Here is a 24,979-nt window from a genome sequence, read left to right as displayed (position 1 = left end):
GTTACCCCCAAATTCAAGAATATAAAACTATACCTAGCAATTCACATTCTTTCCTCTTTATGTCCGCTATTACTTTTTTCACTGTACGCAGCGAATCTTTTCGTTTTTTGACTGCCAAAATTACTCCATCACATTTCTCCGCAATAATATACGTAGCAGGAAGCTCCAATACTTCGGATGAATAAAAGAAAATATAATCAAAGTCTACTTTCCACTTGTCTATTACATTATCAAATTCATCCATAGCAACTAAGGGCGTCCCAGTATGTACATTTTTTTTTGCGGGAATACAATATAAATATTCAGAAAAAGAACTAGAAAAAGATTCATAATTTAAGGCGGAAGAGCTTAATATATCGTTTACTGTTGTCATATGGTTGCTGTGTAATAGTAGATGGAGTTTAGGATCAGAAAAATTCATATCGACAAGTAATACTTTTTTTTTCATTTCCGCAAAAACTAATCCCATATTTACTATAAGTGAAGCAACAACACCTCTATCCTTCGTTGAGCTAACTGTGAATACTCGTTTTCCTGATTTTTTCAATTCATGATATATAGTATAAAATTGCTCTTTCATCAGAGTATCATGCGGATCGAATGGCAGCTTTTTCTTTGTCTTAAACATCGACATGTTCACCTCGATATATAGATGATTGCTTATCAACCTCTGTAGGTTTCTTTTTTCTTTTCGGTTTCATATTTATATGACCAATAACAGAGACTGTCGTTATTTTCTCTAAATCCTGTTCCACGTATATACGTTCATCAAAATAATCTCGAAATACAGCTAAACCTACACCAACAAAAAAACTAACAATTAAAGAGATAGGAATGATAAGTTGAAATTTCGGAAACAGCTTTTCAGCTTCTTCCTGTAACTCTCGGTCAGTTAATATTTTTACCCCCTGTACATTCGTATACTGTTGAAAGCTTTTTTGAGATTGTTCTGCCAATGACTTTACAATTTCTTTCACGATTTTAGGATCCGAATCTTTTACTGTAACAGTAACAATTTGTGAGTTGTCCGTATTCAACACCGAAATTTTTTGTGCTAATTCATAACTTGATTGTTCTAATTTCAAAGTGTTTCTTACTGTCGAAATAATAAGTGGACTTTTTAAAATGTCAACAAACGATGTTACAAGTTGCTTATTTTCTTGTGTTTTATTCGCTGTATTTTCCTTATTAAACTCATCTAAATTTCCAACAAGAATTTGCGCTGAATATTGATACGAAGGCTTTAGCACATACATAGAAATAAGAACTAGAGAAACGGTTAAACAACACATCGTCAAAATGATCGTTACGAATCTTCTTTTCAGTAACTGTTGAAAATCTTTCATACTAATTTCTTGCTTCAATGATTCCACCGCCTTTTTATGAATAGCATCCTGTTAATCATTTTGTACAGATAACCCTTTCTTTTCTATATCTGGTTGTTTTGTTATATACTTTCCTAATCTGAATGAAAATTTCTCTACAAACAAATATGAAATCGTTGCAAGTATAAAAGAAAGAATGAGCGACATAATCAAAATAATAGTTAGCGGTAATATTTCATTGAGCATGTATATTAAGGAAAATAATGATATAAGATGATACAAATAAAGACTGTAAGAAATTTTTCCCAAATACAACAAGTATTTATTGCGTAGCAAGGTTGAAAATGTTGACACTGAAAGGCTTAATATGACAAATAGACATGCGCTTATCGCTACTACGTAGTCTCGAAATATAAAATTATTGAGCACTTTAATTTCTCCAATAAGTCCTTCATACATATAAAGTAAAATCGCAAATAAAAACCATGTAATTTTCGTATTTTTAGTACAATTACTATAAAAAGCTATTAAATTATTTTTATACTTCGCAACTAGTGCTCCTAGTAAAAACAGCACTGTGTAATGCAACGTTAATACATAGCTTGTTAATGTTAAACTCGAGCGAAATAAAAATAATATCACGACAGAACATATACTAAAACTAAACAATGATAGTAATGAACCCCTTACTGTTTTGCGTAAACAAACCATCAAAACTAACGGGAAAATTATAGATATTCGCATTTCATGTACAAGTGACCAAATCACACTGTTATATGTATCTGTATTATATTTCCCAACCAATAAAACATGCTGTGCTATTAGACTTAAAGAACTTTCAATCGTCCATGAGCGATTAAACCATTCGCTTAAATAAGAAATACCATATTTACTTATTGTAGTCTGGCATATAATAGCTATGACTATTGCCACAATATATGGAATGTATATTCTGCATATACGTTTTAAAAGGTATGATCCATAGCTACTATTTGTTTTTTGAATAGATTCATACAAAACAAATCCACTCAAAACAAAAAAGATAATAACAGATTCGTTACCACTACTAAAAATAAGACGTGCAGGCGTTTCTTTTAATAGATATACAACAAATGGTTTATTATCTTCATAACTGTAATTTTGAAATGCTGAGAAAATCATCAAATAATGACCAATCATTACTACCAATGAAGAAATTCCTCTTATAGAATCCAGTTCTTCATGCCTCTCCATCGTTTTACATCAACTCCTAATGAAATGATAATAATCATTTCAAAGCGACATCTTTATTCATATTCCTCTCCTTTCTTTTCATTCCAATTTTTCATATTAAAATGATTTTATAGTATAAATTTGAGTGTATTGTAACATTTTTTGTAATATTATGAATAGTAATTCCTAAAAATTGGTATATACCAATTTCAACCTCGAAAAATGGGTAATATTGTTAGAAAAACACTATAAAAATATGTTGCATACTTACAAAATTAAAGAGAGGGCTAGTGTTTTTTCAATATAAAATAAAAAAGATAGCCTTTATTTATAGGCTATCTTTTTTATTTTATTTAATTATTAGCACCATTATATGCTACATGTCGTTTCTCAATCCGTTCTTCAATTTCTTTCATATTCTCTTTATTAGTTAGTAGGGATTGTTTATTTTCTATTAATAATTGTTTAAAGGATTTTCTCACTTTTTTTCGCATGTTTATTTTCCTCCTTGGGGGATGGTTTATATAAAAGATAAGGAATTATCTGTGTGTTCTTATAATAATTGATTGTTGTGAATTCCATTTGAACTTCAGATGAAAATTCCGTTTATTTTCTGACAACTTTGTGAACAAAAAAAGAAAGGTTAATCAAAAATATATTTGATCAACCTTTCCATGCTCTTTAAAGCATATTAATTAATATTTCAGGTCTTCCCCAATTCATTTCGTTACAAACAAAGCGTAGTTTTTCTTCGTCCATTGTGTGTAACCCTTCTTCTAATAAGCATGCAATTGGAACTTCACAATGAATTTGCGCTAATTGTAAAGAGATATTTAAATTCTCTAAATCACTTTCAATTTTTGTGCGCTGCGCTTTCGTTAATGATGCTATATTTTCTAGCACTGCCGATACTGTCCCGTATTCTTGAATCAGCTTATACGCTGTTTTTTCACCAATACCTTTTACACCCGGATAATTATCACTTGTATCTCCCATGAAAGCTTTCGCATGAACAATTTGCCAAGGTTCTACACCTTTCTCTTCCATGATTTTTTCCGGTGTGTAATACTCGTAATTTCCAATTCCTTTACGAAGAAGCATAACTGTAACATTCGTATCAACAAGTTGAAGTAAATCTGTATCACCTGTCAAAATATAAACTTCCGCTTCATTGCAATATTGTTTTGCAAGCGTACCGATACAATCATCCGCTTCATAACCTTTCATACCGATTACAGGCATAGATAATTTCGCAGTCATTTCTTGCACTAAATCAAATTGCGGAATTAATTCTTCCGGCGGTGCTGCACGATTTGCTTTATAATTCGAGAAAGATTCCGTTCTAAATGTCGTACTTCCCATATCCCAGCACGTTACAATGTGCGTTGGTTCGATTGCTTGTGTTGCTGTTAATAAATGCTTCATATAACCATGAATCCCATTCGTCGGGGTACCATCTTGTCGTTTCATAAATTGTCCATATACACTTGTTGCGTAAAAAGCACGAAATAATAGTGCCATACCATCAACTAATAATACTTTTTTCATAATTCCTCTCCTACTAACAAAAAATAATAACCTCACGTTATCACGTAAGGTTATATATAGATTACCATTCTACGTTTTTGTTCAACTTTGTCTATTATACATTGTTTTTGTATATTTAGCATCATTAACACATTAAGACATTCTACCGCAGCACGTATGAAGTATTCCTGAATACGTATTTTTACCTGTCGAAACAACTACAGCCTTTGCATTTCCGTCAACAATATACGTACCTTTGAAACATACATTTTCAAGTTCAAGTGGATTATAGTCTTTCATCCGTTTTAATGGAATAAATCGTTTACGTTCAAGATGATAGCAACTTTCAAATTTCTCAATACTAGCATCGTTTCCTGTCAGCATAGATTCATTTACTAATAAATCATTTGCATAAATAATACGTACATCTGCTGGCACTGTATCGCCCTCTGCAAGAAAAATCATATCTCCAGGTACAAGCTCTTGTACTGGTAATTTCATCATTTTTAGTTCACTGTTTAGCCCTGTTACGCTACAGCCAGCTACTCTAGAAACAGTAACTGTTTCACATTGTAATTCATCACCCATATTTTGTTTTGAAAGACCTGGGATCATTCCACTTAGCTTCATCATTACTTCCGCAATACGCGCTCTTTTTGAGGTTAATTCATTTCGGCCGTATACTTGAATACGCTTTTGTGCCTCTTTCATAGATAGTCCGTCTCTTGTTGTTTTAAAATACGCAAATACAGATTTTACATCTCTTGTTGCGATTTCAATTAATAAATCTTTATTTTTTTGAAGCATTGTTTGTTCTTTCATTGCTTTTTTACTTAATTTATACGAAGTGTTACCCACACTTTTATTTACATATAACATATTATCGTCTCCTCCTTTACAACATAGGAAGAAACGCTTTGTTTCTCAATTTATCCACTTTACTGTGAAAGTGTCTAGCGCTTAAATACTCGAATAAACGCTACATTATGATAAATATAGAGGGAGGAACAAGTCGTTTCCTGCCTACATCATATATTTTTGATTTGAAGTATATGGGTAACGGAACCGAGTCAGAATTTGACATGCTCCTCACCTCCTCTTTAATTTTTTAGTTATAATCTATACTATGAAATTACTCATAGCTTGCTAACAAAAAAGACCCTTACTCATAAGAGAGCAAAGGTCATTGCATACACAAATAAGCGATTCCTAATATAATACAATTAGAAATCTATGGACCTCTCCCTCGCCGAGTTTTAGCACTGTATAGCATAGGTTCATTACCAGCTACGTTAAGAAAAACCTTAATTCGATCATTCCTGTTGACCCATTGGCGTCTCTCGACATTTTTGGGCAGTAGCATTTCTCTATACAGGAGCCTCACCTAACAGAGACTTATTATAATTACATAGAAAATGTTACTCTTATTTAAAATAGATGTCAACACTTTGTATGGAAACTTTTCCTTATTACAATAACTATCTCGAGTTTAGTACACTAATACGCATCCTGCTCAGCGTTCGGCTACATAAATTAATTGAACACATATTGCAAAAAATTAGCAAATGAAAAATAAAACCCTTACGTTAAAATGTAAGGGTTTTAATACGTTACACAACCAGCAATTACAATTCCGATGGAAAGTGATAAAAACATAAGGAAAAGACCAACTGCTTGATTATCTTCTTCAAGACTTTTATTAATATTAAAACGTGGTGTAAGCCATTCCGCTAAATAAAAGACAATAATTTGAGCTAAGATCCCAACAGCTCCCCATGAAACCATATCAAGAATTGAAATAGAATTAGCAGCCGTTGAATATAAAACGATAGCAAGACCAAGTAGTCTTCCTCCAAGTACATAGCTTACCGCTTTATTCCCTTGAGCCATTAACTTAAATTCCTTAACTTTCGTTGTCACTTCCATAAGAAAAAGACCGATACACAAAAGTACAAGTGATACTGCTAAATATAGTAAAAAATTAATCATTTATTTTCCTCCTTCTTAATACCTACCGGTAAATAATACGATTCATTTCCCGTAATTTTTTCCCCGGCACGTATACCGATGCTGCTCGCTTTTCCAGCAATTAAAAAAGCCCCAAACACGTACGACAGCTTCTCAATTCCTTTTTCAGTTTCCAAAAATACAACTGGAAGCTCTGTATATTTCTGAAATATAGGCAGTGACGATTTATACGTTTCATGTGCATTTCGAATCATAATATTTGTATCCTTATCACGAATCGTAATCGTGTCACCTTCCCTACCGAACGAAGGTTTTTGAACGAAAGGACTTTTCCCAAAAAATAAATCTGGCTCTAAATATGTAGGAAGCATATATTCTTTAATCCACTTTTGTTCCTCACTTGTGTAAAAAGCATCTTCTTCTGCTAATCCCCAAATAAGACATTGAATTGATTTCGGCTGAAGTAAAAAGGCCGACAAAGGATTTATAATAAAAAGCTTTCCTTCTTTTACAAGTTGCAAAAGTTCTACTCCCACCAAATCCCCCGTTTCGGGATCTTGATCTTCAATTAAGTCTTCAATTGGATATGTTTGGCGATACAAAACATCAATTGGTACACCATCTCTATCTACTAAAGCATCATCTGTAATTCTAAGTTCTGTCATTGGCATCACTTTATTTTCAACATGACATAGCCCACTCAAATACATAGTCGTATTCCAATCTTCTATATGTTCATGATGAGCTGTGAAAACAACATTTGGATCTTCCATTCCTTTTGTAAATTCCATTACGGCTTTTGTAATACCAGAAGAAAGTAAGCGCTCTTGATTTGCATTTGGATCATCATAGTCAAGTTCTTCACAAACTTTTCCATTCATTTGAAAGCATTCCACAATAAAAGTTGGAGTATCACTATTAAACTCAAGCATTTTAATACGATTATCCTCTGTTAAAGCAAAATCAAATCGTGAAATAACAGATTCAGGATACATCCCTTTCAGTCTAATAAAAGGCAAGCTTGCAGTTGGAAAACCGAGTTCAAGAAGCTGTTCATTAGATACATTCCGAAGAAGTCTAGCAGTCTTAAAAAATATTTTCCCCATTCGTTCAGTTGCTACTTGTAATTGTTTCATCGTTTGCTCTGTTATCGGGAAAACATGAAACAAACTATACTCACATTCATATAAATCCGACCAGAAATGAGGATAATTCGAATAAAATTCTTTTCGTTTCTTTATGTATTGCGACATATTTTAACCTCCAAATCCACCTTTTGAACCGCTTCCAATTCCACCTTTAAATTCGGCCGAAGATTGATAAGTTTTAAACTCTGATGAATTTTTGAAGGTGGATTTATTTTGATAGTATTTACCACCATAAAAGTAATGTCCACGATAACCTGAACTACTATCATCACACTGCCAAACACCAAGTTCATCATCCCAATCCCAATCAGAACAACTATTATCATTCGGTTCGGGGGGAATATCTTGCGCGCAGCCAAATAAAGTGCCCGTCATTAAAGATGTCAGGACACTACCTACTAGCCATTTTGTTTTTGTCACCTTTGCACTCCCCTTTTTAAATTATATTTCTATTATATAAGATGTCATGATAAAGTAGAAGAAAAAGGAAGAAGAGGGATAAAATGCGATTGGAATATCGGCTCAATGATGAAACAAACGGGTATCCAGCTTTATGGAACTACGCAAATATTTCTAATTCTGAAATTGTCGCGCGCATGACTTGTGAATATTTTACAAAAGATGGAAATACATATATCGTTACTGCAACTTCAGTAGATCCAGACGGGACAGCAGTGTTATATATACAAAAAGAAGTTTTTTCCAACGACCCTTCAGATCCTACATACTCGCACATAGGTTTTGAAATTAAAGAACTAAAGGAAACCTGCTCAATTATGATAGAAAGTAAAGATATTTGGAATTACGAGGATATCTTACCCTCTCTCCATTCAGATATTATATATATTCAACGGGATGGAATACATTTGGAATTCACCCTCGATTCAAGAGAAATTGATGAAGACCGCAAGTGCTATATTTATTATGGGAACTTTACAGGTAAATCGAGATAACATGAGTATATTTATTCAACAAAAAAACCTTACGTATAAAACGTAAGGTTTTTTATATAGTCCCACATATGCCGTTATCTATAGATGTCCATAAACCTGCTCTCACAGGTGGATGTTCTCACAAATGTTTGTAACTTCCTTCTTAAAAAGATGGCCTGCTATCTACATTTAAATATTGAACTTCCGCATTATACTTATTGGTTTAAGACATACACAAGCTACGTACACCGTAGGAATTTTATATACTATTAGTTGAAATAAGACCCCCGCAAGTGCCGTCTCTCGTAAATGTCCAAAAACCCGCTACTCGCAGGTGGATGCCCTCACAGTTACCGTATATCTTCCTCCACAAGGAAGGCTTGATAATGGTCACTAAATATTAAGCTTCCGTAAAACTAACATCGGTTTTAGACATAAATAAGTTACGCACACCGCAGGATGTATTATTTACTTGTCGTTATATTATCACATTGTTTCCAATGTGTAAAATATAATTTTTTTGAAGCAATCTCTTGCTTGTGACCTTATTTTAATACAAATTATTTTTGCATGCAAGTGATTAATCTTCTTCTTTTGCAATTTGATTTTCTGGATAAGAAATCCAATCACTCCAGCTACCTGTATACAATTTAACATTTTGAAAACCAGCTAATTTTAATGCAACTATGTTCGGACACGCTGTAACACCAGAACCACAATATACGATTGTTTCCTTCTCTTTATCAAGGTTTTGGAAACGCCCTTGCTGCTCCTCTTCGTTTTTAAAGTGTCCCGATTCTAAAATCCCATCTTTCCAAAAATAGTTTACTGCCGTCGGAATATGCCCTGCCTTCGAATCAACGAGCTCTTCCGCACCAGCATAACGTTTTGGTTCCCTAGAATCAATTAATGTCATATTTGCACCTGCACGAATTTTCCCTCTCACATCTTCCATCGTTACAAGCATATTTTCTTGTATTTCCGGTATAAAAGGTTTTCGTGCAATAACTGGGATATTCGGCGTTGTGTGTAATCCATTCTCTTTCCAAGCTGGAAATCCACCGTCTAATATATACACTTTCTCATGTCCTACATAGTTTAATAACCACCATAAACGAGAAGCCATTGCACCAGCTTGACTGTCATACGCAATCACTGTCGTATGTTCACCAATACCAGCTTGTGAAAGCTTGTCTGCAAACTCCTCAATATTCGGCAATGGATGGCGGCCACCATGTTCTGCTACAGGACTTGATAAATCTAAATTCAAATCAAAATATAACGCATGAAGAATATGTTCTTCCTCATACTTTTCTCTACCCCAATTAGGATTCGCTAAATCAAAACGACAATCGATTATACGGACATTCTCATCTTCTATATGCTCACGTAACCATTCGACTGTAACTATCATCTTTAACGACCTTCTTTCTCTTGCAAACGACTTACATACTCCATAACCATTTCTTCTGTAACAAATTTACGCTGCAGTGTAACACCATTTTTTGCAAGATCATTAATCTGCTTTGTTACAACATTAATGATATCAACCGAAAATTCTTTCCCCTTTGACGCAAGAGATACGGCTGCTTCAATAGCTGCTTCACGCTGCGCATCTAATTGTAAACATGCTTTTACACTTTCATTTTGTTTACGAGAATGTGCTGTAATTGCTTTATGTACTTCCATCTTCTCTTCCCCCTAAATAAGTTATACGTTCTTATTCAATTCCATTGCAAGCCGAATCATATCACGACATACAATCCCATTTTCAATAATCTCTTCTTCATAATGCTTTGAAAAGTAATCAAAATCAATAGAAAAAATACGAAATCCACATTTTTGATATAAAGCAAGTTGTGAAACACTAGAATTGCCTGTACCAACTTCAAGCTTATACATATTATATTCTTTAGCTTTTTCTATTGCATGCAACAATAACTCCTTACCAATACCTTTTCCTTGCATATGTTCTACAACCGCAATATTCATAATTTCCATTGTCCTTGGTCTTGTTTCCAAAAGCACGTATACACCGATGATTCTTTCTTCTTGTTTAGCTATATACGTAAACCCACTCTGTACATATGCATCAATTTGGCTTTCACTTGGATCAGCAAGGAGTAATAAAGATTTCGGTATAGCTTCTTTCGAAATACGCTCTATGACAACAGACATAAAAATTCCCCCTCCTCTATTGTTCTAAACCCCCCTTGTCTACCATAGATAATAGAAAGGAGGGATTCACCATGGACAACAATGAGAAAAAATGCAACGTCATCTCTATTGATGGAAAGAAAAAGAAGAGCGACACATATTCCTATCCAAAATTAGTAGTAGAAAACAAAACGTATGAGTTTTCTTCATTCGTCTTATGCGGTGAAACACCAGACGGCAGACGCTTAGTTCTTACCCATATGATTTCTACTGATGAGTTTGCAGGGTTTGTAAAATCTTTAGATACTGTACTACAAAAGAAAATTGAACGAATCTTTTTTTCATAACAGCTATTTAATATAAATTTCTTTTTCAATTTCTACTAACTGCTTTTGTAGCTCTTCTTTACTTTGTTCGTATAGTGATACATCAATTGTTTCAGCTAAAGCGAATAATATACTTTCATAATAATTCTCAATATCTTGCTGCATTACTTTTTGGAATAGGTTCCATTTTGCATCCCACTCTTGCTTATAATGATGAACGAATAAATCTTCTTCATCAACTACATAGTTTGATACGAAAGGTTCTAACACTCCTTTAGCGTCTTCTTGCATAAAAGCTTTATCATTTTTTTCAAAAAAGCTTTTCTCATTTTTAAAATGTGCTAGTGCCTTTTTAAAATCTTTTATTTCTATTGAAGGAAACGGCTCTTTATGTGTAATAATTTTATATTCATAATCCACTGTTCCACCCATAGAAATCGATTCATTTTCCACTTTGCAATTCACAACAATTTCATCCTTTGCACGCTTCATCGCTTCATCTATCCATTTTTCAAGACGTAATGATGTCGCACGCATTTCTTGTAATAAATCATGTTGAATAAATGAAACTAATTCCATTACACATTGCTGCAACTGCATTTTCACATTCCCATCTGTTCGTAACGACGCCGGATTAATAAATTCAGTAAACACATCGTTATAGCGTAAAAATAGACGTTGGTGTACATAATAAAGCAATTCTTTCACTTCATTTTGCATTGCTTGCTCTTCAGCAAGTACACTATATGATGAAATAATATGAAGTAGCTGATTACGCTCTGCTTCATATTTTTTTGTTTGCTTCTCTTTCTCATCATTTCCCTGCTTTGCGCCATTTATCATATTTACAAGAAGCTGATTCGCTCCTTGCAATGCACCATATAAAGCATGCACAGATACAAGCATTAAATCCCTCATCATAAAGGACGTAAATGATTCTTCAAATTTAGTAATCCCGGAGTTTTGTAAAATACCATACTTTTCTTTATCAATACTTTTCCCTTGCTTTTCTTCAAGCGCACATAAACTTGAAATTGCAAATAAACGTGGATTTCTAATACCGTATTGCAGGAGCTGATCCGCAATATAACCTTTTACCATTTCAAGTTCTTCTTCAGATTGTGCTAAATCGGCAGCATTTATTAAGAAGAACATTTTATCAAGTGCAAATGTATCCTTTACACGACCGAGCTGAATTAAAAATTCACGATCTGCACGAGAGAAAACATGATTATAGTATGTTACGAATAAAATAGCATCTGCGTTTTTAATATACTGGAATGCAACATCCGTATGGCGCGCGTTAATAGAATCCGCCCCTGGTGTATCTACAAGAGCTACTCCTTGCCTTGTTAAAGCACAATCATAATAAAGCTCCATATACTCAACAAAGCATGATTTTTCTTCATTAGCTACATAATCAGAGAACTCCTCTAACGTAACTTGTAATTGTTCCCCTAAATGATTAGCAACTGCCTCATATCCTTTTTGTACCGCTCGCAAAAAGCTAAATGTTGTTTTTTGCTTCCCGCTTGGTGAAGGGTATTTCATAATTTGATCAATTTTCGTTAACGCTTCTTCCAATGTAGCAATTTCATAGTGAAACATTTTATAAACAGCTTTCATATCTTCTAACAGCGCTTGCTCTGATTTAAACTGGACAATTACCGTTCCATGTTGTTTATCTTCTGTAACTGGCAAAATTTGATTTATTGTTGCTGTCGTTGGGTTTGGCGATACAGGAAGTACCTTTTCACCGAGCAATGCGTTAGCAAATGATGATTTCCCAGCACTAAAAGCTCCAAATAACGCTACTGTAAATTGCTTCGTTTCTACACGCTGTCTTTTTCCAACTACTTCTTGCTGTAGATGTTTCAGTGTAGGCAATGGATCTAATATCGTTTCAGCTTTCTTCACTTTTTCTAATATACGCTGAATATTTAAAGCTTTCGTTCCTTTAATCTCTTCTTCACTAGCCGCTACGTTATCATTTACAATTTCTTGCTCTTGTAGTTTAAACTTCTCACTAACAACTTGTTTTTTACTTTGTAATATTTCGTCTATTTGCAATCCATCTGGTATAGAAACATTTTCATTCCAAATATCTCCTAAATAGCTCTCATATTCCTCATACGTCTTAATGTACTGTAATTTTGTTTCTTTTGCTGTTTGTAACATCGTGTATTTTTCAATTTCTTCTTCAATACGAGCAATCTCTATCTTCACTTTCTTCTGCAATATACCCGTACTTTTTCCAAAGATTTGCTGTGATTTCATAAAGTATCTTTTCTTTAACTCATTTGCAACGTCAGCAGTATAAAGAAGTAAGTAATCACCGGTAAATCCAGCCCCCTGTTTAATTGTTTCAGCCAACACTTCCGGTTCGAAAGCAATTTCTAACGCATATATGTCTTTCCCTATTTCCTCTGTAAATAACCCTTCTTCTTTTAAGAAGGCTACAATAAATTCTTTCACATGAAAATCAAGTTGCGTTTCAACAGTCTTTTGAAGAGCAGAATAAAAAGCATCTACACGTCTCTGTTTTTCTTGCTCCGTCTTTCCTTTCGCAAATAACAAGCCAACTTTAAACTTCGTTAATTTCGTTTCTAAATATTTATTTGCCAATTCTCTCATTTCAAATGGCATTAAATACGCGTTATCTAATATGGCTTGTAAACCTTTTATAAATTCATTTCTCACATCAGATTCTTTACTAGCCACCCGATTTTTATTTTCAGTTAACTCTTCCTTTTTTTCAACTATCTCTGAAAGTGACAGTGGTGATGTTAATTCTTCTTCATATTTCATGAGATGTTTTTCATTTTCAGAAAGAATAAACGAACAATGTTCTTGCAGTAAATATTCTGTTTCTCGCTCCATTCCCTTTCTTACATACTGCTCTTTTTCTTTCATGATAGAAAAGATTAATGCTTCTAAACTTTGAATTTCATTGTATGGATGATTCATCATTCGCAATGATGTATAGAAAATACCATCTACTTCAATATCCCAGTTAGAAAAAGACTGTTTTACACTATCTCTATACTCTTCAAACGATAACTCATTTGCTTTATGTTTATCTATTTGGTTTACAACGAGATAAACCGTTTTATTACGTTGTTTCAATTCTTTAACAAACTGTAAGTTAACCTCTGATTGGACATGGTTATAATCCATCATATAGAAAATAACATCTGCTAGATGCAGTGTTGATTCCGTCGCTAATTGGTGGGCATCATCCGTAGAATCAATTCCGGGCGTATCAACTAACATAACCCCATCAGGAATTGGCGCATCATTTCGATAAATATGAACACCAATTACTTCATCACCGTCCTTACATATTTGTTTTAATTCTTCTGCTGAATATGCGCCGTCATATTCATACTGTTCTCCAGACTTAATCGTTACAACAACACGATCAGATCCTCTTTCAATTTTAACAACGTTAGCACTCGTTGGAATCGGACTTGTCGGTAATAATTGCGCTTTATATAGGTGATTCATCATTGTCGATTTCCCAGCAGAAAAATGACCACAAAAAGCTAGCATAAGCTGCTCTTGTTTATATTTTTGAATCACTTCAAACAACTTCAAACTATTCTCTACATCGCCGTTTTTTTGCCACTCTTCATAAAAACAAACAAGTTTTTTCATACCGTTTGTCTGTACTATGTTTGTCATCCCCTTGTTCCCCTTTATCCAAGATGTATATACTTTATCCCGCTATTTGTGGACAGTAAAAACCCGTTTCGTGCGGGCTAGTAATCAGTGAGGGATAGACCTCCCCGCTGATTAAAGTTTCACTTTATTATCATACTAAATTTTCAGCATATTCACATCAAAAATAAAAAATCCCTTTCATTCTTTTTACAAATGAAAGGGATTTTATGTAATATTATTCATTTTGTTGTTCCTACTCCATTTAATACATACTTTGTAACACCAACATATATAGCAATCGTTCCTGCAACAAGTGCATACACCATATTAACACACCAACCTTTTTGATAATGATTATCACTTTTGAATACATTTTATCATTAAAGAGAATCATTATCAACAAATTTCTAAAAAAAGAAAGCTCCTTCGGGAAAAGGAGCTTTACTGCCTGTTTTAAAGAAGTTTAAAACTTGCTGTGCACTCTTATTATATCTCATAATACACATCTTAGCAGTTTTAAAAATTGGAAATTACCTATATACCCTCCTCTTTACATTTTGTATAATAGAGTGAAACTGTAATTAGTGGGGATATTTCCCATCCCCACTAATTATTAGTTGAACCAATCGGGCTTTTACAAGCAGCCCGACTCCCACCTAACTTCCTCGTATTCACTGAATTTTGAGGTGGGAGTCTTACTGCTTGTTAATGCGGGATAAAAGGGAATTACTTAACAAGGAGGAAAATAATGACACAAAATATTTCACAAGGCGAGAGGATACATTCCATCGATATTATTAGAGGAATAGCTGTACTAGGTATTTTTCTTGTTAACTGGCCTGTTATCGCTGGGATCGACTCACGTGATCTTTCAGGAGTTTATGAGGGGCTAAATAGCTATATCCGTCTATTTTACGATATGTTTATTCAAACAAAGTTTTATACTATCTTTTCGTTTTTATTCGGCCTAGGCTTTTACATTTTTATGACTCGTGCTGAAGCGAAAACGGATCGCCCAAAAACTTTATTTGTTCGTCGCTTGCTCATTTTATTATTATTTGGTTTCTTGCATTACGTTCTTTTATGGGACGGAGACATCTTACATAGTTATGCCATCGCTGGATTTTTCTTATTGTTATTTTATAAGAGAGAGCCTCGTACTATTTTAATATGGGCATTAGTTTTACTAAGTATTTTTCAATTTTTCATGCTAATCGCTAGTATAGTGGTTGCATTAGTACCAAAGGCAGAGTTAGGGTTTTCCTTACCGATCATGCCACTTGAAGACTGGGTGTCACAAATACAAAATCGTTTCCATGCATTTTATTCTGAAGGAATTGGACTAAATGTATTCATGCTCCCAGAAACAGTTGGACTATTTTTACTTGGTTTATACGCCGGCAAAAAAGATATTTTCCGCCGCACGAAAGAGTTAGATCCAAAGCTTAAAAAATGGCAAATCATTATGTTCATTTTGACATTACCAATGTGGTTCTTCATGGTCCGTTACTTCTTATCAAAACCATCTTATGAACCATTTTATATGCAGGCCTTTACAATGTTTAGTGGAAAAACATTATTCATATTCTACATTTTCACGCTCATGCGTTTATTACAAAAAGAAAGATGGCAAACATTATTACGTCCGTTCCAATATGTCGGACGAATGGCGTTAACAAATTACATCACGCATACGATTGTTACGTTACTTGTATTCGGCCTATTTTTCAAAAATTATTATCCCGCTCCATTATGGGTAGGACCACTATTTTGCATCGGTTTCTACACATTGCAAATCTTTATTAGCCGCTGGTGGCTGTCACGTTATCAATATGGGCCACTTGAGTACATTTGGCGTCTTGGTACGTACGGGAAAATGATGCCACTTAAAAAGAAAAGCAAGGTCTCATAATGAGACCTTGCTTTTTTACGCTTCTCTTACTGCACTTTGCATAGACACTGGCTCTTCTTTTACTTTACGCTGTGGCACCATATTAAATACGATATTTAATAGTACTGCTGACGCACTTCCAAGTACAATTCCGTTATCTGTTAAAATACGGATGTTTTCCGGAAGCTGTGAGAATAACGTTGGAACGACTGTAACTCCAAGTCCGATTCCGACAGAACATGCAACAATTAATAAATTTTCTTGTTTTCCAAAATCAACACTGCTTAACATTTTAATGCCATACGCCATTACCATGCCGAACATTGCTAGCATTGCACCGCCAAGTACTGATTTCGGAATAATTGTTGTAATGGCTGCGATTTTAGGAATAAACCCAAGAGCAATTAACATACCACCACAAGTATAGATAATGACGCGATTTCTTACTCCAGTTAATTGAACAAGGCCTACGTTTTGAGAATATGTTGTGTATGGAAATGCGTTAAAAATACCACCTAGAACCATCGCTAATCCTTCTGCGCGATAGCCTTTTGTTAATTCTTTTTCACCGATCTTTTTATTACAAATATCAGATAATGCAAAATATACCCCTGTTGCTTCTACAATCCCTACGCAAGCAACTAAAATCATCGTAATAATTGGCGTTAATTCAAATGTTGGTGTACCGAAGTAAAATGGCTGAATACCGTGGAACCAATCCGCTTCTCCAACCGCTTGCAAACTTACTTTCCCCATAAATGCTGCAACGATTGTACCGAACAATAGACCTAGTAATATAGAGATTGAACGGATAAATCCATCAAAGAAACGATACATAATAATGATAAATAATAAAACACCAAATGCTAACGCTAAATTTTCTAGACTTCCGAAATCTTTACTTCCAACTCCTCCAGCCATATCATTAATAGCTGCTGGAACAAGTGTAACCCCAATAACTGTAACGACAGATCCTGTTACAACAGGAGGAAACAGTTTTACAAGCTTCCCAAATAATTTCGCGAAAATAACAACAAATAATCCCGCAGCAATAATTGCTCCATATATAGAGGACACGCCGTATTGTTTACCAATTGCAATCATCGGTCCAACCGCTGTAAATGTACAACCAAGTACAACTGGAAGTCCAATACCGAAAAAGCGATTTGATAATGCTTGTAAAATTGTCGCAACGCCGCACATTAATAAATCAATTGAGACTAAATATGTTAACTCTTGTTGATTTAAACCAAGTCCCCCGCCGACAATAAGAGGAACAATAATTGCGCCAGCGTACATGGCAAGCATGTGCTGCATACCAAGCGATGCGATTTTAAATGGATGTTGCTTCATCGTTTATTTCACCTCCGCAGTTTCTTGCTGTACAAATGTAACTGTGCCGTTATCAAGTGATGCAATTTCTGCTAGTGACTCAACACGAACTCCTTGTTCGCGAAGCTTCTTTCCTCCATCTTGAAATGCTTTTTCAATAACAATACCAATTCCTGCAATACTTGCTCCAGATTGCTCTACTAAACTCATTAAACCTAAAGCAGCCTGACCGTTTGCTAAAAAGTCATCGATAATTAAAACGCGATCATTTTCATCGATATGATTTCGAGATAATGAAATTTCATTCGTTTCTTGTTTCGTAAATGAGTATACGTTTGCAACGTACATATTATCTTGTAACGTTAACGATTTACGTTTTCTTGCAAAGATTACTTTTACACCAAGCTCTAATGCAGCCATAACTGCTGGTGCAATGCCTGAAGATTCAATCGTCACGATTTTTGTAATGTTCTCTTCTTTAAAACGTTTAGCAAATTCTTTTCCGATCTCTTGCATAAGTACTGGGTCAATTTGATGATTTAAAAATGCATCTACCTTTAATACGTCACCAGATAAAACCTTTCCTTCGTTCAAAATCTTTTCTTGTAATACTTTCATGTTTGTTCCCCCTCTTATGCAATAAAAAAACTCCAAAAGCCGCCACCACTCGTTACAAGTGAGAGACGCGCTTTTGGAGTTTCGCAAAAAAGAATGCTAAACAAGCAAATATATTCGTCCTCACTCATAGTCAAAGTATTTACGGTACTTCGGTAGAAACTTGCAGGCCATATCCCCGCGATTATATGAGTGTAGCTAACTATTTATTTTATAGAAGGATTATAACGCACTTTTTAAATTTTGGAAAGCATTTATTAAAAAAACACGTACGAATTTTATGAAAACACTATTTTCGTTCGAGTTTTACAAACTCTTACATTTCATATTTAAGCGTCGTTAAAATGATTGGACCATCTTTTGTAATCGCAATTGTATGCTCATATTGAGCTGATAATTTACCGTCCATCGTTCTTGCAGTCCACCCATTTAAATCTACTTTAGAATATCGCATACCTACATTTACTATGGGCTCAATTGTAATTACCATTCCTTCTTGTAACTTAGGCCCTTGTCCTTGTTTACCAAAATGAAAAATCGCTGGTTCTTCATGAATCTCTTTACCGATCCCGTGTCCCGTAAAGTCTCTTGCAACAGAAAACCCTTCAGAGGCTACATAACTTTCAATTGCGTATCCAATATCTCCAACATGGTTACCACTTATTGCTTGCTCAATCCCTTTATATAAAGCACTCTCTGCTACTAATAATAACCTTTTTGCTTCATCAGAAATATCTCCAACTATATACGTCCATGCAGAATCCGAAAGCGCACCATTTAAGTTTACTACCATGTCAATTGTCACAATATCGCCTTCACTTAAAGGAACATCTGTTGGAAACCCATGACACATTTCATTGTTCACAGATGCACATATTGCGTATGGATAATCGTTATACCCTTTCTGTTCGGATCTGGCACCATGCTCTTCTAAATATGCTTCAACAAACGTATCAATTTCTTGTGTAGTGATACCTGGTTTCATCATTTTTGCAATTTCTCTATGACAAGAAGCTAGTAACTTCCCCGATTCATGCATCAAATCTATTTCATTTTTCGTTTTAATTGTAATCATTCTACCTCTCCTTGCTAAACTTGCTATTTGCTACTAAACTTCAATCATACACATCCTCTTCCAAAATTTCAAAACTTCTAATTACAACAAGTACAAAAACAAACATCATTTATTTCTACATCAAAATAAAAAAACAGAAGTTCTCCTCTGTTTTTTAATCATTTTTACATATATAATTCATTTTCAAAAACTCAAAACAACTACCATTTGTTTTCTGTATAAACGTTCCAACAGCTTCGAATCCTGCTCTTTTATACACTTTAATCGCTCTTTCATTAAATGTCGCTACTGATAGTGTTATATAATTGCATCCGTATTTTTCTTTACTAAAAGCTAGTCCAGCTTTTACGAACTGTAGACCAAATCCATTCCCAGTTATATCAGGTCTCATTCCAAGACCTATATCAACCGTTTGATTATTTATGTTACTAAAACTAAAGAAACCAATGAGAGTACCATTTTCCTTCACAGAAAATGTATGATTCCCTCTACTCTCATCCTCTAAAAACTCAGCTAAATCTTCTTCATCTGCCTCTATATCATAAAAGGAATACTCCCCTTCATAATGCCAGTTATATGCAATTTCTTCTGCTTCCGCTTGCGACATTACTGTAAACATATAGCCCATTTCTCTCACTCCCTCATAAAAAAAAGCTGCAATTAAGCAGCTCCTGTTTTATAACTCATAAATCTCTTTATATTTAGCTTCTAAATAATCAGCTAAGTAGTTTGCATTTAAACCTTCACCTGTCACATCTTTTAAAATTTCAAGTGGTTTTTTCGTTTTGCCATATTGGTGAATATTCTCTGTTAACCATTCACGAATTGGTGTCACGTTTCCTTCTTCTAATAATGCATCAAAGTTTGGAATATCCTTTAGCATCCTATGTTTAAATTGCGCTGCATACATATAACCAAGCGCATAAGATGGGAAGTATCCAAATGAACCACCAGCCCAGTGAACATCTTGCAATACACCTTGTGCATCGTTTTCCGGACGAATTCCTAAATATGCTTCCATCTTATCATTCCAAGCCGCTGGCAAATCCTTCACTTGTAATGTACCATCAAATAATTCTTTCTCAAGTTCATAACGAACCATGACGTGAAGCGGATATGTAAGCTCATCTGCTTCTATACGAATAAACGATGGCTTCGATTCGTTAATCGCATCATAAAACTCGTCTACTGATATATCATTGAATTGACCATCGCTATACTCTTTTAATAAATCATAATTTTTCTTCCAGAATGATTTATTACGACCGATAAAGTTCTCAAAGAATAATGATTGTGACTCATGAATACCCATAGAAGTTCCACTACATAGCGGTGTACCTTCAAATTCCTCTGCAATATTTTGTTCATATACAGCATGACCACATTCATGAATCGTACCGAAAACAGCCATACGGAAGTCTTTCTCATCGTAACGAGTCGTAATACGAACATCCCCTCTATTTAATGTAATTTCAAAAGGATGTACCGTTTCATCAAGACGACCCGCTTCAAAGTTATAGTTCAATTGTTTTAATAACTCTAAAGTAAAATTCTTTTGTTTTTCTTTTGAAAAATGTTCAGCTAAAGCATTTGTTTTTAATTCTTTTTTAGACTCAGAAATTTCTTTCACAAGCGGAACGATACGTTCACGTAGTTGACCAAATACATGATCTAACACTTCTACTGTGATTCCCGGCTCATACATGTCTAATAGCGTGTTATATTTGTACGTTTCGTAACCCCAATATGTAATAAACTTCTTTTTGAATTCAACAATTTTTTCTAAATACGGACGGAACATTTCGAAGTCAGATTTTTCGCGAGCTTCTTCCCATACACTTTCCGCTTTCGCTTCTAATTTCACATACGCTTCATATTCCGCTTGTGGAATTTTCTTATTTCTATCATATTCTTTACGACACTCTTCAACCATTTTCTTTGTCGTTTTAGAAAGTTTATTTTCAACAATTAAAGATTCTAGTTCAGTTAAATAGTTCCCCATCTCATCTGAAGTCGACATCGCAAACACTTCGGATGAAAGCATTCCAATTACTTCTGAACGCTGGTCTACTCCTTGCTTTGGTGCACCTGTTCTTAAATCCCAAAACATTAAGCTTAATGCCTCTCCGTAATTCTCTATCTTCTTGACATATGTTAAAAATTGTTTTTCCACTTCATATGTAGCAACTGTCATAGTATAAAAAACCTCCTTTTTCTACCTCAAACTTATTTCGACACTGAAACATAAATTCCTTTTCTAATAGAAAAAAAGCTTGGCAAATGCCAAACTTTTCCCTACAACATTTTTTCGCTTAAAGTACTTTTCCTTCTACCGGAAGTACTTTCTTCACTGCTTCTATCACTTTTTCATCTTCATTATCTGATAAGAATAATGATATAGCACCTTTATCTTCACTTGTACGAATTAAACGTCCAATTCCTTGGCGAAGACGTAAAATCATATAAGGCACATCTACGTCCCAGAATGGATCATTCACATGTTTACGCTTCGCCTCAAACACAGGATCGTTTGGAGGGAATGGTAATGACCAAATAATAACATGTGATAATGATGAACCTGGAATGTCTAAACCTTCCCATAAATGAACGGCACAAAGTACAGTCTCTTCTTCATTTTGGAAACGAGAAACGAGCTGACTAATTTCTTGATCTCCTTCATATAGGAACGGAACTGACATTTGCTCTTTACTTACATATTCTTTAAACGCTGCAAGTTCTTGCGTTGTACGGAATAATACGAGTGTACGTCCATTTGTTTTTTGTATATTTTCAAGTGTATATTGACACTTTCTTTCCCATTCATTTTCTTTCGTATACGGAAGTAAGTTTACTGTCATTTGCTCTTCATAATCAAACGGCGAAGCAACTGAGAATGATAAGTAATCTTTTACCCCTAGACTATTTGCAGTAAATGCGAACGAATCATTGTCAGATAATGTCGCAGAAGAGAAAATATATGGAATCTTCTTCGAGAATACTTTTTCTTGTAACACTTCTTCAACTGCACGCGGCATAATAACTAACGTGAAAGCACCATCGCCTTCTTCACCCCACGTAATTACATTTTTCTCGTGCATGAAAAGACGAAGTGAATGCTCTAACACATCTAAATGCTCATCAACAATATTTAAATCGTATGTGTTTACTGTATGCATTTCACTTTCAAATACTAATGCATCACCGACTTCACCGATTTTCGCATAAAGTCTTTTCGCTTCTGCAGTTACCTTTTCTGTCACAGTAATTTCTAAACGATCAGAACCTTCAATTTCCTTTTTATTCTCTTGTAGTACCCCAAAGAATTGTTCAGTTTGCCAAATTGTTTCTTCTACTAAATGTGCGAACTCTTCACGAATATCATTTTGTAATAATCTCGTTAAAAGTTGCTCCATCATCGTTTGTTTTAAACGGTACGTTAAAGCTTTTTGAGCTGCATATTCTACAAGATGCCCTTCATCGAATACAACGCAGCTACTTTCTGGTAATAACGGAATTTGTCCTTCGCGTTTGCGAGCTTCGTACGTCCAAATATGATCCATATAGAAATCTTGAGAACAAATGATTAAATCTGCCGCTTTACGATAATGCTCGCGCGAAAGAGTTTGACCACAACGATGACGAGAATCACAAGTGAAGCAATCTTGGAAGTAATCCCAGTTTACCTTTGACCATTCCTCGTCATTTAACAGTGGAAATTCTTTTCGATCACCATAGTGAGTAAAGTTCTGCATCGTACCATGATCGAATACGAACTGAGGTAATTCGTAATATACATCTTCAATTACTTCTGGAGCTCGTCCACTCATAACATCTTCAAGTTTACGTAAACATAAATAATTATCCATTGACTTCGCAAGTCTAACATCAACAGATAGCCCTAATGCTTCAGATAACTTAGCAATGTCTCCTTCTTCTTTCACAAGCTGCTCAATTAACGTTTCATCTGCACAAGCGATAATAGCCGGCTTCCCTGTATAACGTGCATAACAAATTGCATATAAAAGATATACAATTGTTTTCCCTGTTCCTACACCTGCTTCTGCAAACATAACTTTCTTCTCTTGGAAAGCGCGCTCTAACTGAAACGCCATAAAAATCTGTTCATCACGCTCTTCAAAGCCTTTTTCCGGAAGAATGTCGTAAAACACATCTCCAATCCACTCATTCAACTTATCATAAAAATTATCTTGTTTTCCTACTTCAAATGGTAACCTATTCTCAGTAAACATCCTTAGCCTCCAACCAAACAGTTTTTCTATAAAAAGATATAGCAACTGCTACTCACATGTGCGCAGCCACTTTCCCCTGTTACAATACATAGAAATACACGAAAAAAAATTTCCCTTTCGAAAAAGGAAAATTTTTTTCTATATTAATGACCTTAAATAACGTTTATCAATCGCTGTTTCATGTGAAAGAGCTGACAAATATTCTTCCTGCGCTTTTTGTATTCCATCTACAATTGCACCTTGACTATCCACTTCTTTTCCGAGCTCATCATACGTACGGTGAATAGCTTTTTGAATCATCGATAATTGGAAACTATCCATATCACTTCCTCCTTTACGCATTACATAATAGCCAGTATATGCGTGCTGGAGGAGTTTTATACTATGAATTACGCGGTGGACGCTTTCCGAAGTATTGATAGTAATCTGTACGGATAAATCCGTTAAACAGTTTACGCTTTTTCGATGCATCTTTCCCATAACATTTCTCAAATGCTTCATAACTTGTTAATAAATACATTGACCACGTATCTAATGGGCGGAATACCTCTCCCATTTCTTTATATAATTTTTCAACAAGCGCTCTTTCACTTAAACGTTCTCCGTATGGAGGATTCGTTACAACATAGCCATATTCCTCTTTTGTCGTGAAATCTTTTACTTGCATTTGTTTAAATGATATAAGATCCCCTAATCCAACTTCTTCTGCGTTATCTTGGGCAACTCTTATCATACGGTGATCGATATCTGATCCAATGATTTGCAATGGTTGATTATAATTAGCTAAATCTTCAGCTTCTTGACGAGCTTCGCGCCAATTTTGTTTACCAACCCAGCCCCATTCATCCGATGCAAAGCCTCGGTTAAATCCTGGTGCGATATTTTGTCCAATTAATGCAGCTTCAATTGGAATTGTACCAGATCCACAGAAAGGATCAACGAAAGGACGATCCGCCTTCCAGTTTGTTAACTTAATTAAAGACGCAGCTAATGTTTCTTTTAAAGGCGCTTCACCTTGCTCAAGACGGTATCCACGTTTATGAAGACCTACACCACTTGCATCGATTGTTAACGTCGCAATATCCTTAAGCATTGCAATTTCAATACGGAATAACGGTCCATCTTCTTCAAACCAAGTTGTGCGTCTATACGTTGTTTTTAATTTCTCAACAACAGCCTTTTTAACGATACGTTGGCAGTCTGAAACGCTAAATAATGTTGATTTCAAAGATTTCCCAATAACAGGAAATTCTCCGTTCTCTGGAATATAATCTCCCCAGTTTAACGCTTTTGTTTTTTCAAATAACTCATCGAATGTTGTTGCTTTAAATTCGCCGACTTTAATTTTCACACGGTCTGCAGTACGTAACCATAAATTCGTACGACAAATCGCTTTTTCATCCGCTTCAAACGTTACCTTTCCGTTTTCCACTTCACATTCATAACCAAGATCGCGAACTTCTCGGGCAACTAACGCTTCAATACCCATTGCCGCTGTTGCAATTAAAGTAACTTTTCCCATTTGCATTCACCTCTTATGTATAATCAAACAATAATT

24 protein-coding genes, 2 other RNA genes and 2 riboswitches are annotated in these 24,979 nt (G+C 34.8%); of the genes, 3 read left to right on the top strand and 23 right to left on the bottom strand.

What is annotated here, in order from left to right; translation table 11 throughout:
* Window positions 1–13: 13 nt before the first annotated feature.
* From MR066_RS07200 to MR066_RS07160, 9 genes are all read right to left on the bottom strand, one after another.
* A complete protein-coding gene (locus MR066_RS07200) occupies window positions 14–634 on the bottom strand; it encodes a CpsD/CapB family tyrosine-protein kinase (protein ID WP_242246408.1) in 621 nt (206 codons plus the stop codon).
* Entirely contained in the window at window positions 621–1,364 is a 744-nt protein-coding gene (locus MR066_RS07195) for a YveK family protein (protein WP_242246406.1), read from the bottom strand. The genes MR066_RS07200 and MR066_RS07195 overlap by 14 nt, the downstream gene beginning before the upstream one ends.
* A gap of 33 nt (window positions 1,365–1,397) precedes the next feature.
* Window positions 1,398–2,558, bottom strand: a complete 1,161-nt coding sequence (locus tag MR066_RS07190) for an acyltransferase family protein (RefSeq protein WP_242246404.1) — start codon at window positions 2,556–2,558, stop codon at window positions 1,398–1,400.
* Between the two features lie 332 nt (window positions 2,559–2,890).
* Window positions 2,891–3,031: an FbpB family small basic protein gene (locus tag MR066_RS07185; protein WP_001228050.1), complete on the bottom strand. Its 141-nt coding sequence runs from the start codon at window positions 3,029–3,031 to the stop codon at window positions 2,891–2,893.
* A 187-nt stretch (window positions 3,032–3,218) separates the two neighbouring features.
* The gene (locus MR066_RS07180) at window positions 3,219–4,085 is read right to left on the bottom strand and encodes a 5'-3' exonuclease (protein ID WP_215552636.1); all 867 of its coding nucleotides are present in this window, start codon (window positions 4,083–4,085) and stop codon (window positions 3,219–3,221) included.
* A 132-nt stretch (window positions 4,086–4,217) separates the two neighbouring features.
* Window positions 4,218–4,943 (bottom strand): P-type ATPase actuator domain-containing protein, encoded by a 726-nt coding sequence (locus MR066_RS07175; protein WP_002011924.1) that lies wholly within the window; start codon window positions 4,941–4,943, stop codon window positions 4,218–4,220.
* 354 nt (window positions 4,944–5,297) lie between these two features.
* A riboswitch (M-box (ykoK) riboswitch) is annotated at window positions 5,298–5,463 on the bottom strand.
* 203 nt (window positions 5,464–5,666) lie between these two features.
* Window positions 5,667–6,053 (bottom strand): DUF350 domain-containing protein, encoded by a 387-nt coding sequence (locus MR066_RS07170; RefSeq protein WP_002086561.1) that lies wholly within the window; start codon window positions 6,051–6,053, stop codon window positions 5,667–5,669.
* On the bottom strand, window positions 6,050–7,285 hold the full coding sequence (locus tag MR066_RS07165; protein WP_242246402.1) for a glutathionylspermidine synthase family protein: 1,236 nt from the start codon (window positions 7,283–7,285) through the stop codon (window positions 6,050–6,052). The genes MR066_RS07170 and MR066_RS07165 overlap by 4 nt, the downstream gene beginning before the upstream one ends.
* 3 nt (window positions 7,286–7,288) lie before the next feature.
* Window positions 7,289–7,600, bottom strand: a complete 312-nt coding sequence (locus tag MR066_RS07160; protein WP_002086563.1) for a hypothetical protein — start codon at window positions 7,598–7,600, stop codon at window positions 7,289–7,291.
* Window positions 7,601–7,683: 83 nt separating this feature from the next.
* Here MR066_RS07160 and MR066_RS07155 point away from each other — a divergent pair, with 83 nt between their 5' ends.
* Window positions 7,684–8,133: a hypothetical protein gene (locus MR066_RS07155; RefSeq protein WP_242246393.1), complete on the top strand. Its 450-nt coding sequence runs from the start codon at window positions 7,684–7,686 to the stop codon at window positions 8,131–8,133.
* Window positions 8,134–8,188: 55 nt separating this feature from the next.
* Here the strand turns inward: MR066_RS07155 and ssrS (MR066_RS07150) are convergent.
* The 5 genes from ssrS (MR066_RS07150) to MR066_RS07130 form a co-directional block, all read right to left on the bottom strand.
* Window positions 8,189–8,372: non-coding RNA, 6S RNA (gene ssrS / locus MR066_RS07150), on the bottom strand.
* A gap of 21 nt (window positions 8,373–8,393) precedes the next feature.
* A non-coding RNA gene (ssrS, locus tag MR066_RS07145) (6S RNA) lies at window positions 8,394–8,576 on the bottom strand.
* A 116-nt stretch (window positions 8,577–8,692) separates the two neighbouring features.
* Window positions 8,693–9,526, bottom strand: coding sequence for a sulfurtransferase (locus tag MR066_RS07140; RefSeq protein WP_242246383.1), 834 nt, complete (start codon window positions 9,524–9,526; stop codon window positions 8,693–8,695).
* A gap of 2 nt (window positions 9,527–9,528) precedes the next feature.
* Window positions 9,529–9,801, bottom strand: coding sequence for a YpbS family protein (locus tag MR066_RS07135; protein ID WP_000451806.1), 273 nt, complete (start codon window positions 9,799–9,801; stop codon window positions 9,529–9,531).
* Window positions 9,802–9,822: 21 nt separating this feature from the next.
* The gene (locus tag MR066_RS07130) at window positions 9,823–10,290 is read right to left on the bottom strand and encodes a GNAT family N-acetyltransferase (protein WP_242246381.1); all 468 of its coding nucleotides are present in this window, start codon (window positions 10,288–10,290) and stop codon (window positions 9,823–9,825) included.
* 71 nt (window positions 10,291–10,361) lie between these two features.
* On the opposite strand from MR066_RS07130, the gene MR066_RS07125 reads away from it, so the two are divergent.
* Window positions 10,362–10,616, top strand: a complete 255-nt coding sequence (locus MR066_RS07125) for a DUF3931 domain-containing protein (protein ID WP_000369740.1) — start codon at window positions 10,362–10,364, stop codon at window positions 10,614–10,616.
* Between the two features lie 3 nt (window positions 10,617–10,619).
* On the opposite strand, the gene MR066_RS07120 is transcribed toward MR066_RS07125, so the two are convergent.
* Window positions 10,620–14,279, bottom strand: coding sequence for a dynamin family protein (locus MR066_RS07120; RefSeq protein ID WP_242246379.1), 3,660 nt, complete (start codon window positions 14,277–14,279; stop codon window positions 10,620–10,622).
* 727 nt (window positions 14,280–15,006) lie between these two features.
* Between MR066_RS07120 and MR066_RS07115 the strand changes: the two genes are divergently transcribed.
* Complete coding sequence (locus tag MR066_RS07115; RefSeq protein ID WP_002135329.1) at window positions 15,007–16,170, top strand: DUF418 domain-containing protein; 1,164 nt, start codon at window positions 15,007–15,009, stop codon at window positions 16,168–16,170.
* Window positions 16,171–16,185: 15 nt separating this feature from the next.
* Here the strand turns inward: MR066_RS07115 and pbuX are convergent, their stop codons facing one another.
* The 8 genes from pbuX to MR066_RS07075 all read right to left on the bottom strand — a co-directional run bounded on the left by pbuX (window position 16,186) and on the right by MR066_RS07075 (window position 24,943).
* Window positions 16,186–17,502 carry a xanthine permease PbuX gene (pbuX, locus tag MR066_RS07110; protein ID WP_242246377.1) on the bottom strand — a complete coding sequence of 439 codons (1,317 nt, stop codon included), beginning with the start codon at window positions 17,500–17,502 and terminating at the stop codon, window positions 16,186–16,188.
* A gap of 3 nt (window positions 17,503–17,505) precedes the next feature.
* A complete protein-coding gene (locus tag MR066_RS07105; RefSeq protein WP_002030831.1) occupies window positions 17,506–18,099 on the bottom strand; it encodes a xanthine phosphoribosyltransferase in 594 nt (197 codons plus the stop codon).
* Window positions 18,100–18,206: 107 nt separating this feature from the next.
* A riboswitch (purine riboswitch) is annotated at window positions 18,207–18,308 on the bottom strand.
* Between the two features lie 104 nt (window positions 18,309–18,412).
* Window positions 18,413–19,171, bottom strand: a complete 759-nt coding sequence (locus MR066_RS07100) for a type I methionyl aminopeptidase (protein ID WP_242246375.1) — start codon at window positions 19,169–19,171, stop codon at window positions 18,413–18,415.
* A gap of 154 nt (window positions 19,172–19,325) precedes the next feature.
* The gene (locus tag MR066_RS07095) at window positions 19,326–19,799 is read right to left on the bottom strand and encodes a GNAT family N-acetyltransferase (protein WP_002166059.1); all 474 of its coding nucleotides are present in this window, start codon (window positions 19,797–19,799) and stop codon (window positions 19,326–19,328) included.
* 48 nt (window positions 19,800–19,847) lie between these two features.
* Complete coding sequence (gene ypwA, locus MR066_RS07090; protein ID WP_242246374.1) at window positions 19,848–21,365, bottom strand: carboxypeptidase M32; 1,518 nt, start codon at window positions 21,363–21,365, stop codon at window positions 19,848–19,850.
* 118 nt (window positions 21,366–21,483) lie between these two features.
* Window positions 21,484–23,421, bottom strand: a complete 1,938-nt coding sequence (locus tag MR066_RS07085; RefSeq protein ID WP_002011942.1) for an ATP-dependent DNA helicase — start codon at window positions 23,419–23,421, stop codon at window positions 21,484–21,486.
* Window positions 23,422–23,559: 138 nt separating this feature from the next.
* On the bottom strand, window positions 23,560–23,742 hold the full coding sequence (locus tag MR066_RS07080) for a DUF3921 domain-containing protein (RefSeq protein WP_002126488.1): 183 nt from the start codon (window positions 23,740–23,742) through the stop codon (window positions 23,560–23,562).
* A 61-nt stretch (window positions 23,743–23,803) separates the two neighbouring features.
* Window positions 23,804–24,943, bottom strand: a complete 1,140-nt coding sequence (locus MR066_RS07075) for a THUMP domain-containing class I SAM-dependent RNA methyltransferase (protein WP_002011868.1) — start codon at window positions 24,941–24,943, stop codon at window positions 23,804–23,806.
* Window positions 24,944–24,979 lie beyond the last annotated feature (36 nt).

Origin of the sequence: Bacillus cereus group sp. BfR-BA-01523 (assembly GCF_022662615.1) — a bacterium.
Lineage (GTDB): Bacteria > Bacillota > Bacilli > Bacillales > Bacillaceae_G > Bacillus_A > Bacillus_A mycoides.
Note: the sequence above shows the minus strand (reverse complement) of the source record. Positions and strands in the feature narration are given on the sequence as shown.

Bases quoted from the DNA above. Each gene is read 5' to 3' on its own strand.
- MR066_RS07100 (WP_242246375.1), bottom strand. From the start codon at position 19,171: ATGATTACAATTAAAACGAAAAATGAAATAGATTTGATGCATGAATCG.
- ypwA (WP_242246374.1), bottom strand. From the start codon at position 21,365: ATGACAGTTGCTACATATGAAGTGGAAAAACAATTTTTAACATATGTC.
- MR066_RS07175 (WP_002011924.1), bottom strand. From the start codon at position 4,943: ATGTTATATGTAAATAAAAGTGTGGGTAACACTTCGTATAAATTAAGT.
- MR066_RS07075 (WP_002011868.1), bottom strand. From the start codon at position 24,943: ATGGGAAAAGTTACTTTAATTGCAACAGCGGCAATGGGTATTGAAGCG.
- MR066_RS07095 (WP_002166059.1), bottom strand. From the start codon at position 19,799: ATGGGCTATATGTTTACAGTAATGTCGCAAGCGGAAGCAGAAGAAATT.
- MR066_RS07080 (WP_002126488.1), bottom strand. From the start codon at position 23,742: ATGGATAGTTTCCAATTATCGATGATTCAAAAAGCTATTCACCGTACG.
- MR066_RS07125 (WP_000369740.1), top strand. From the start codon at position 10,362: ATGGACAACAATGAGAAAAAATGCAACGTCATCTCTATTGATGGAAAG.
- MR066_RS07165 (WP_242246402.1), bottom strand. From the start codon at position 7,285: ATGTCGCAATACATAAAGAAACGAAAAGAATTTTATTCGAATTATCCT.
- MR066_RS07130 (WP_242246381.1), bottom strand. From the start codon at position 10,290: ATGTCTGTTGTCATAGAGCGTATTTCGAAAGAAGCTATACCGAAATCT.
- pbuX (WP_242246377.1), bottom strand. From the start codon at position 17,502: ATGAAGCAACATCCATTTAAAATCGCATCGCTTGGTATGCAGCACATG.
- MR066_RS07120 (WP_242246379.1), bottom strand. From the start codon at position 14,279: ATGACAAACATAGTACAGACAAACGGTATGAAAAAACTTGTTTGTTTT.
- MR066_RS07155 (WP_242246393.1), top strand. From the start codon at position 7,684: ATGCGATTGGAATATCGGCTCAATGATGAAACAAACGGGTATCCAGCT.
- MR066_RS07180 (WP_215552636.1), bottom strand. From the start codon at position 4,085: ATGAAAAAAGTATTATTAGTTGATGGTATGGCACTATTATTTCGTGCT.
- MR066_RS07185 (WP_001228050.1), bottom strand. From the start codon at position 3,031: ATGCGAAAAAAAGTGAGAAAATCCTTTAAACAATTATTAATAGAAAAT.
- MR066_RS07140 (WP_242246383.1), bottom strand. From the start codon at position 9,526: ATGATAGTTACAGTCGAATGGTTACGTGAGCATATAGAAGATGAGAAT.
- MR066_RS07135 (WP_000451806.1), bottom strand. From the start codon at position 9,801: ATGGAAGTACATAAAGCAATTACAGCACATTCTCGTAAACAAAATGAA.
- MR066_RS07105 (WP_002030831.1), bottom strand. From the start codon at position 18,099: ATGAAAGTATTACAAGAAAAGATTTTGAACGAAGGAAAGGTTTTATCT.
- MR066_RS07085 (WP_002011942.1), bottom strand. From the start codon at position 23,421: ATGTTTACTGAGAATAGGTTACCATTTGAAGTAGGAAAACAAGATAAT.
- MR066_RS07115 (WP_002135329.1), top strand. From the start codon at position 15,007: ATGACACAAAATATTTCACAAGGCGAGAGGATACATTCCATCGATATT.
- MR066_RS07190 (WP_242246404.1), bottom strand. From the start codon at position 2,558: ATGGAGAGGCATGAAGAACTGGATTCTATAAGAGGAATTTCTTCATTG.
- MR066_RS07170 (WP_002086561.1), bottom strand. From the start codon at position 6,053: ATGATTAATTTTTTACTATATTTAGCAGTATCACTTGTACTTTTGTGT.
- MR066_RS07200 (WP_242246408.1), bottom strand. From the start codon at position 634: ATGTCGATGTTTAAGACAAAGAAAAAGCTGCCATTCGATCCGCATGAT.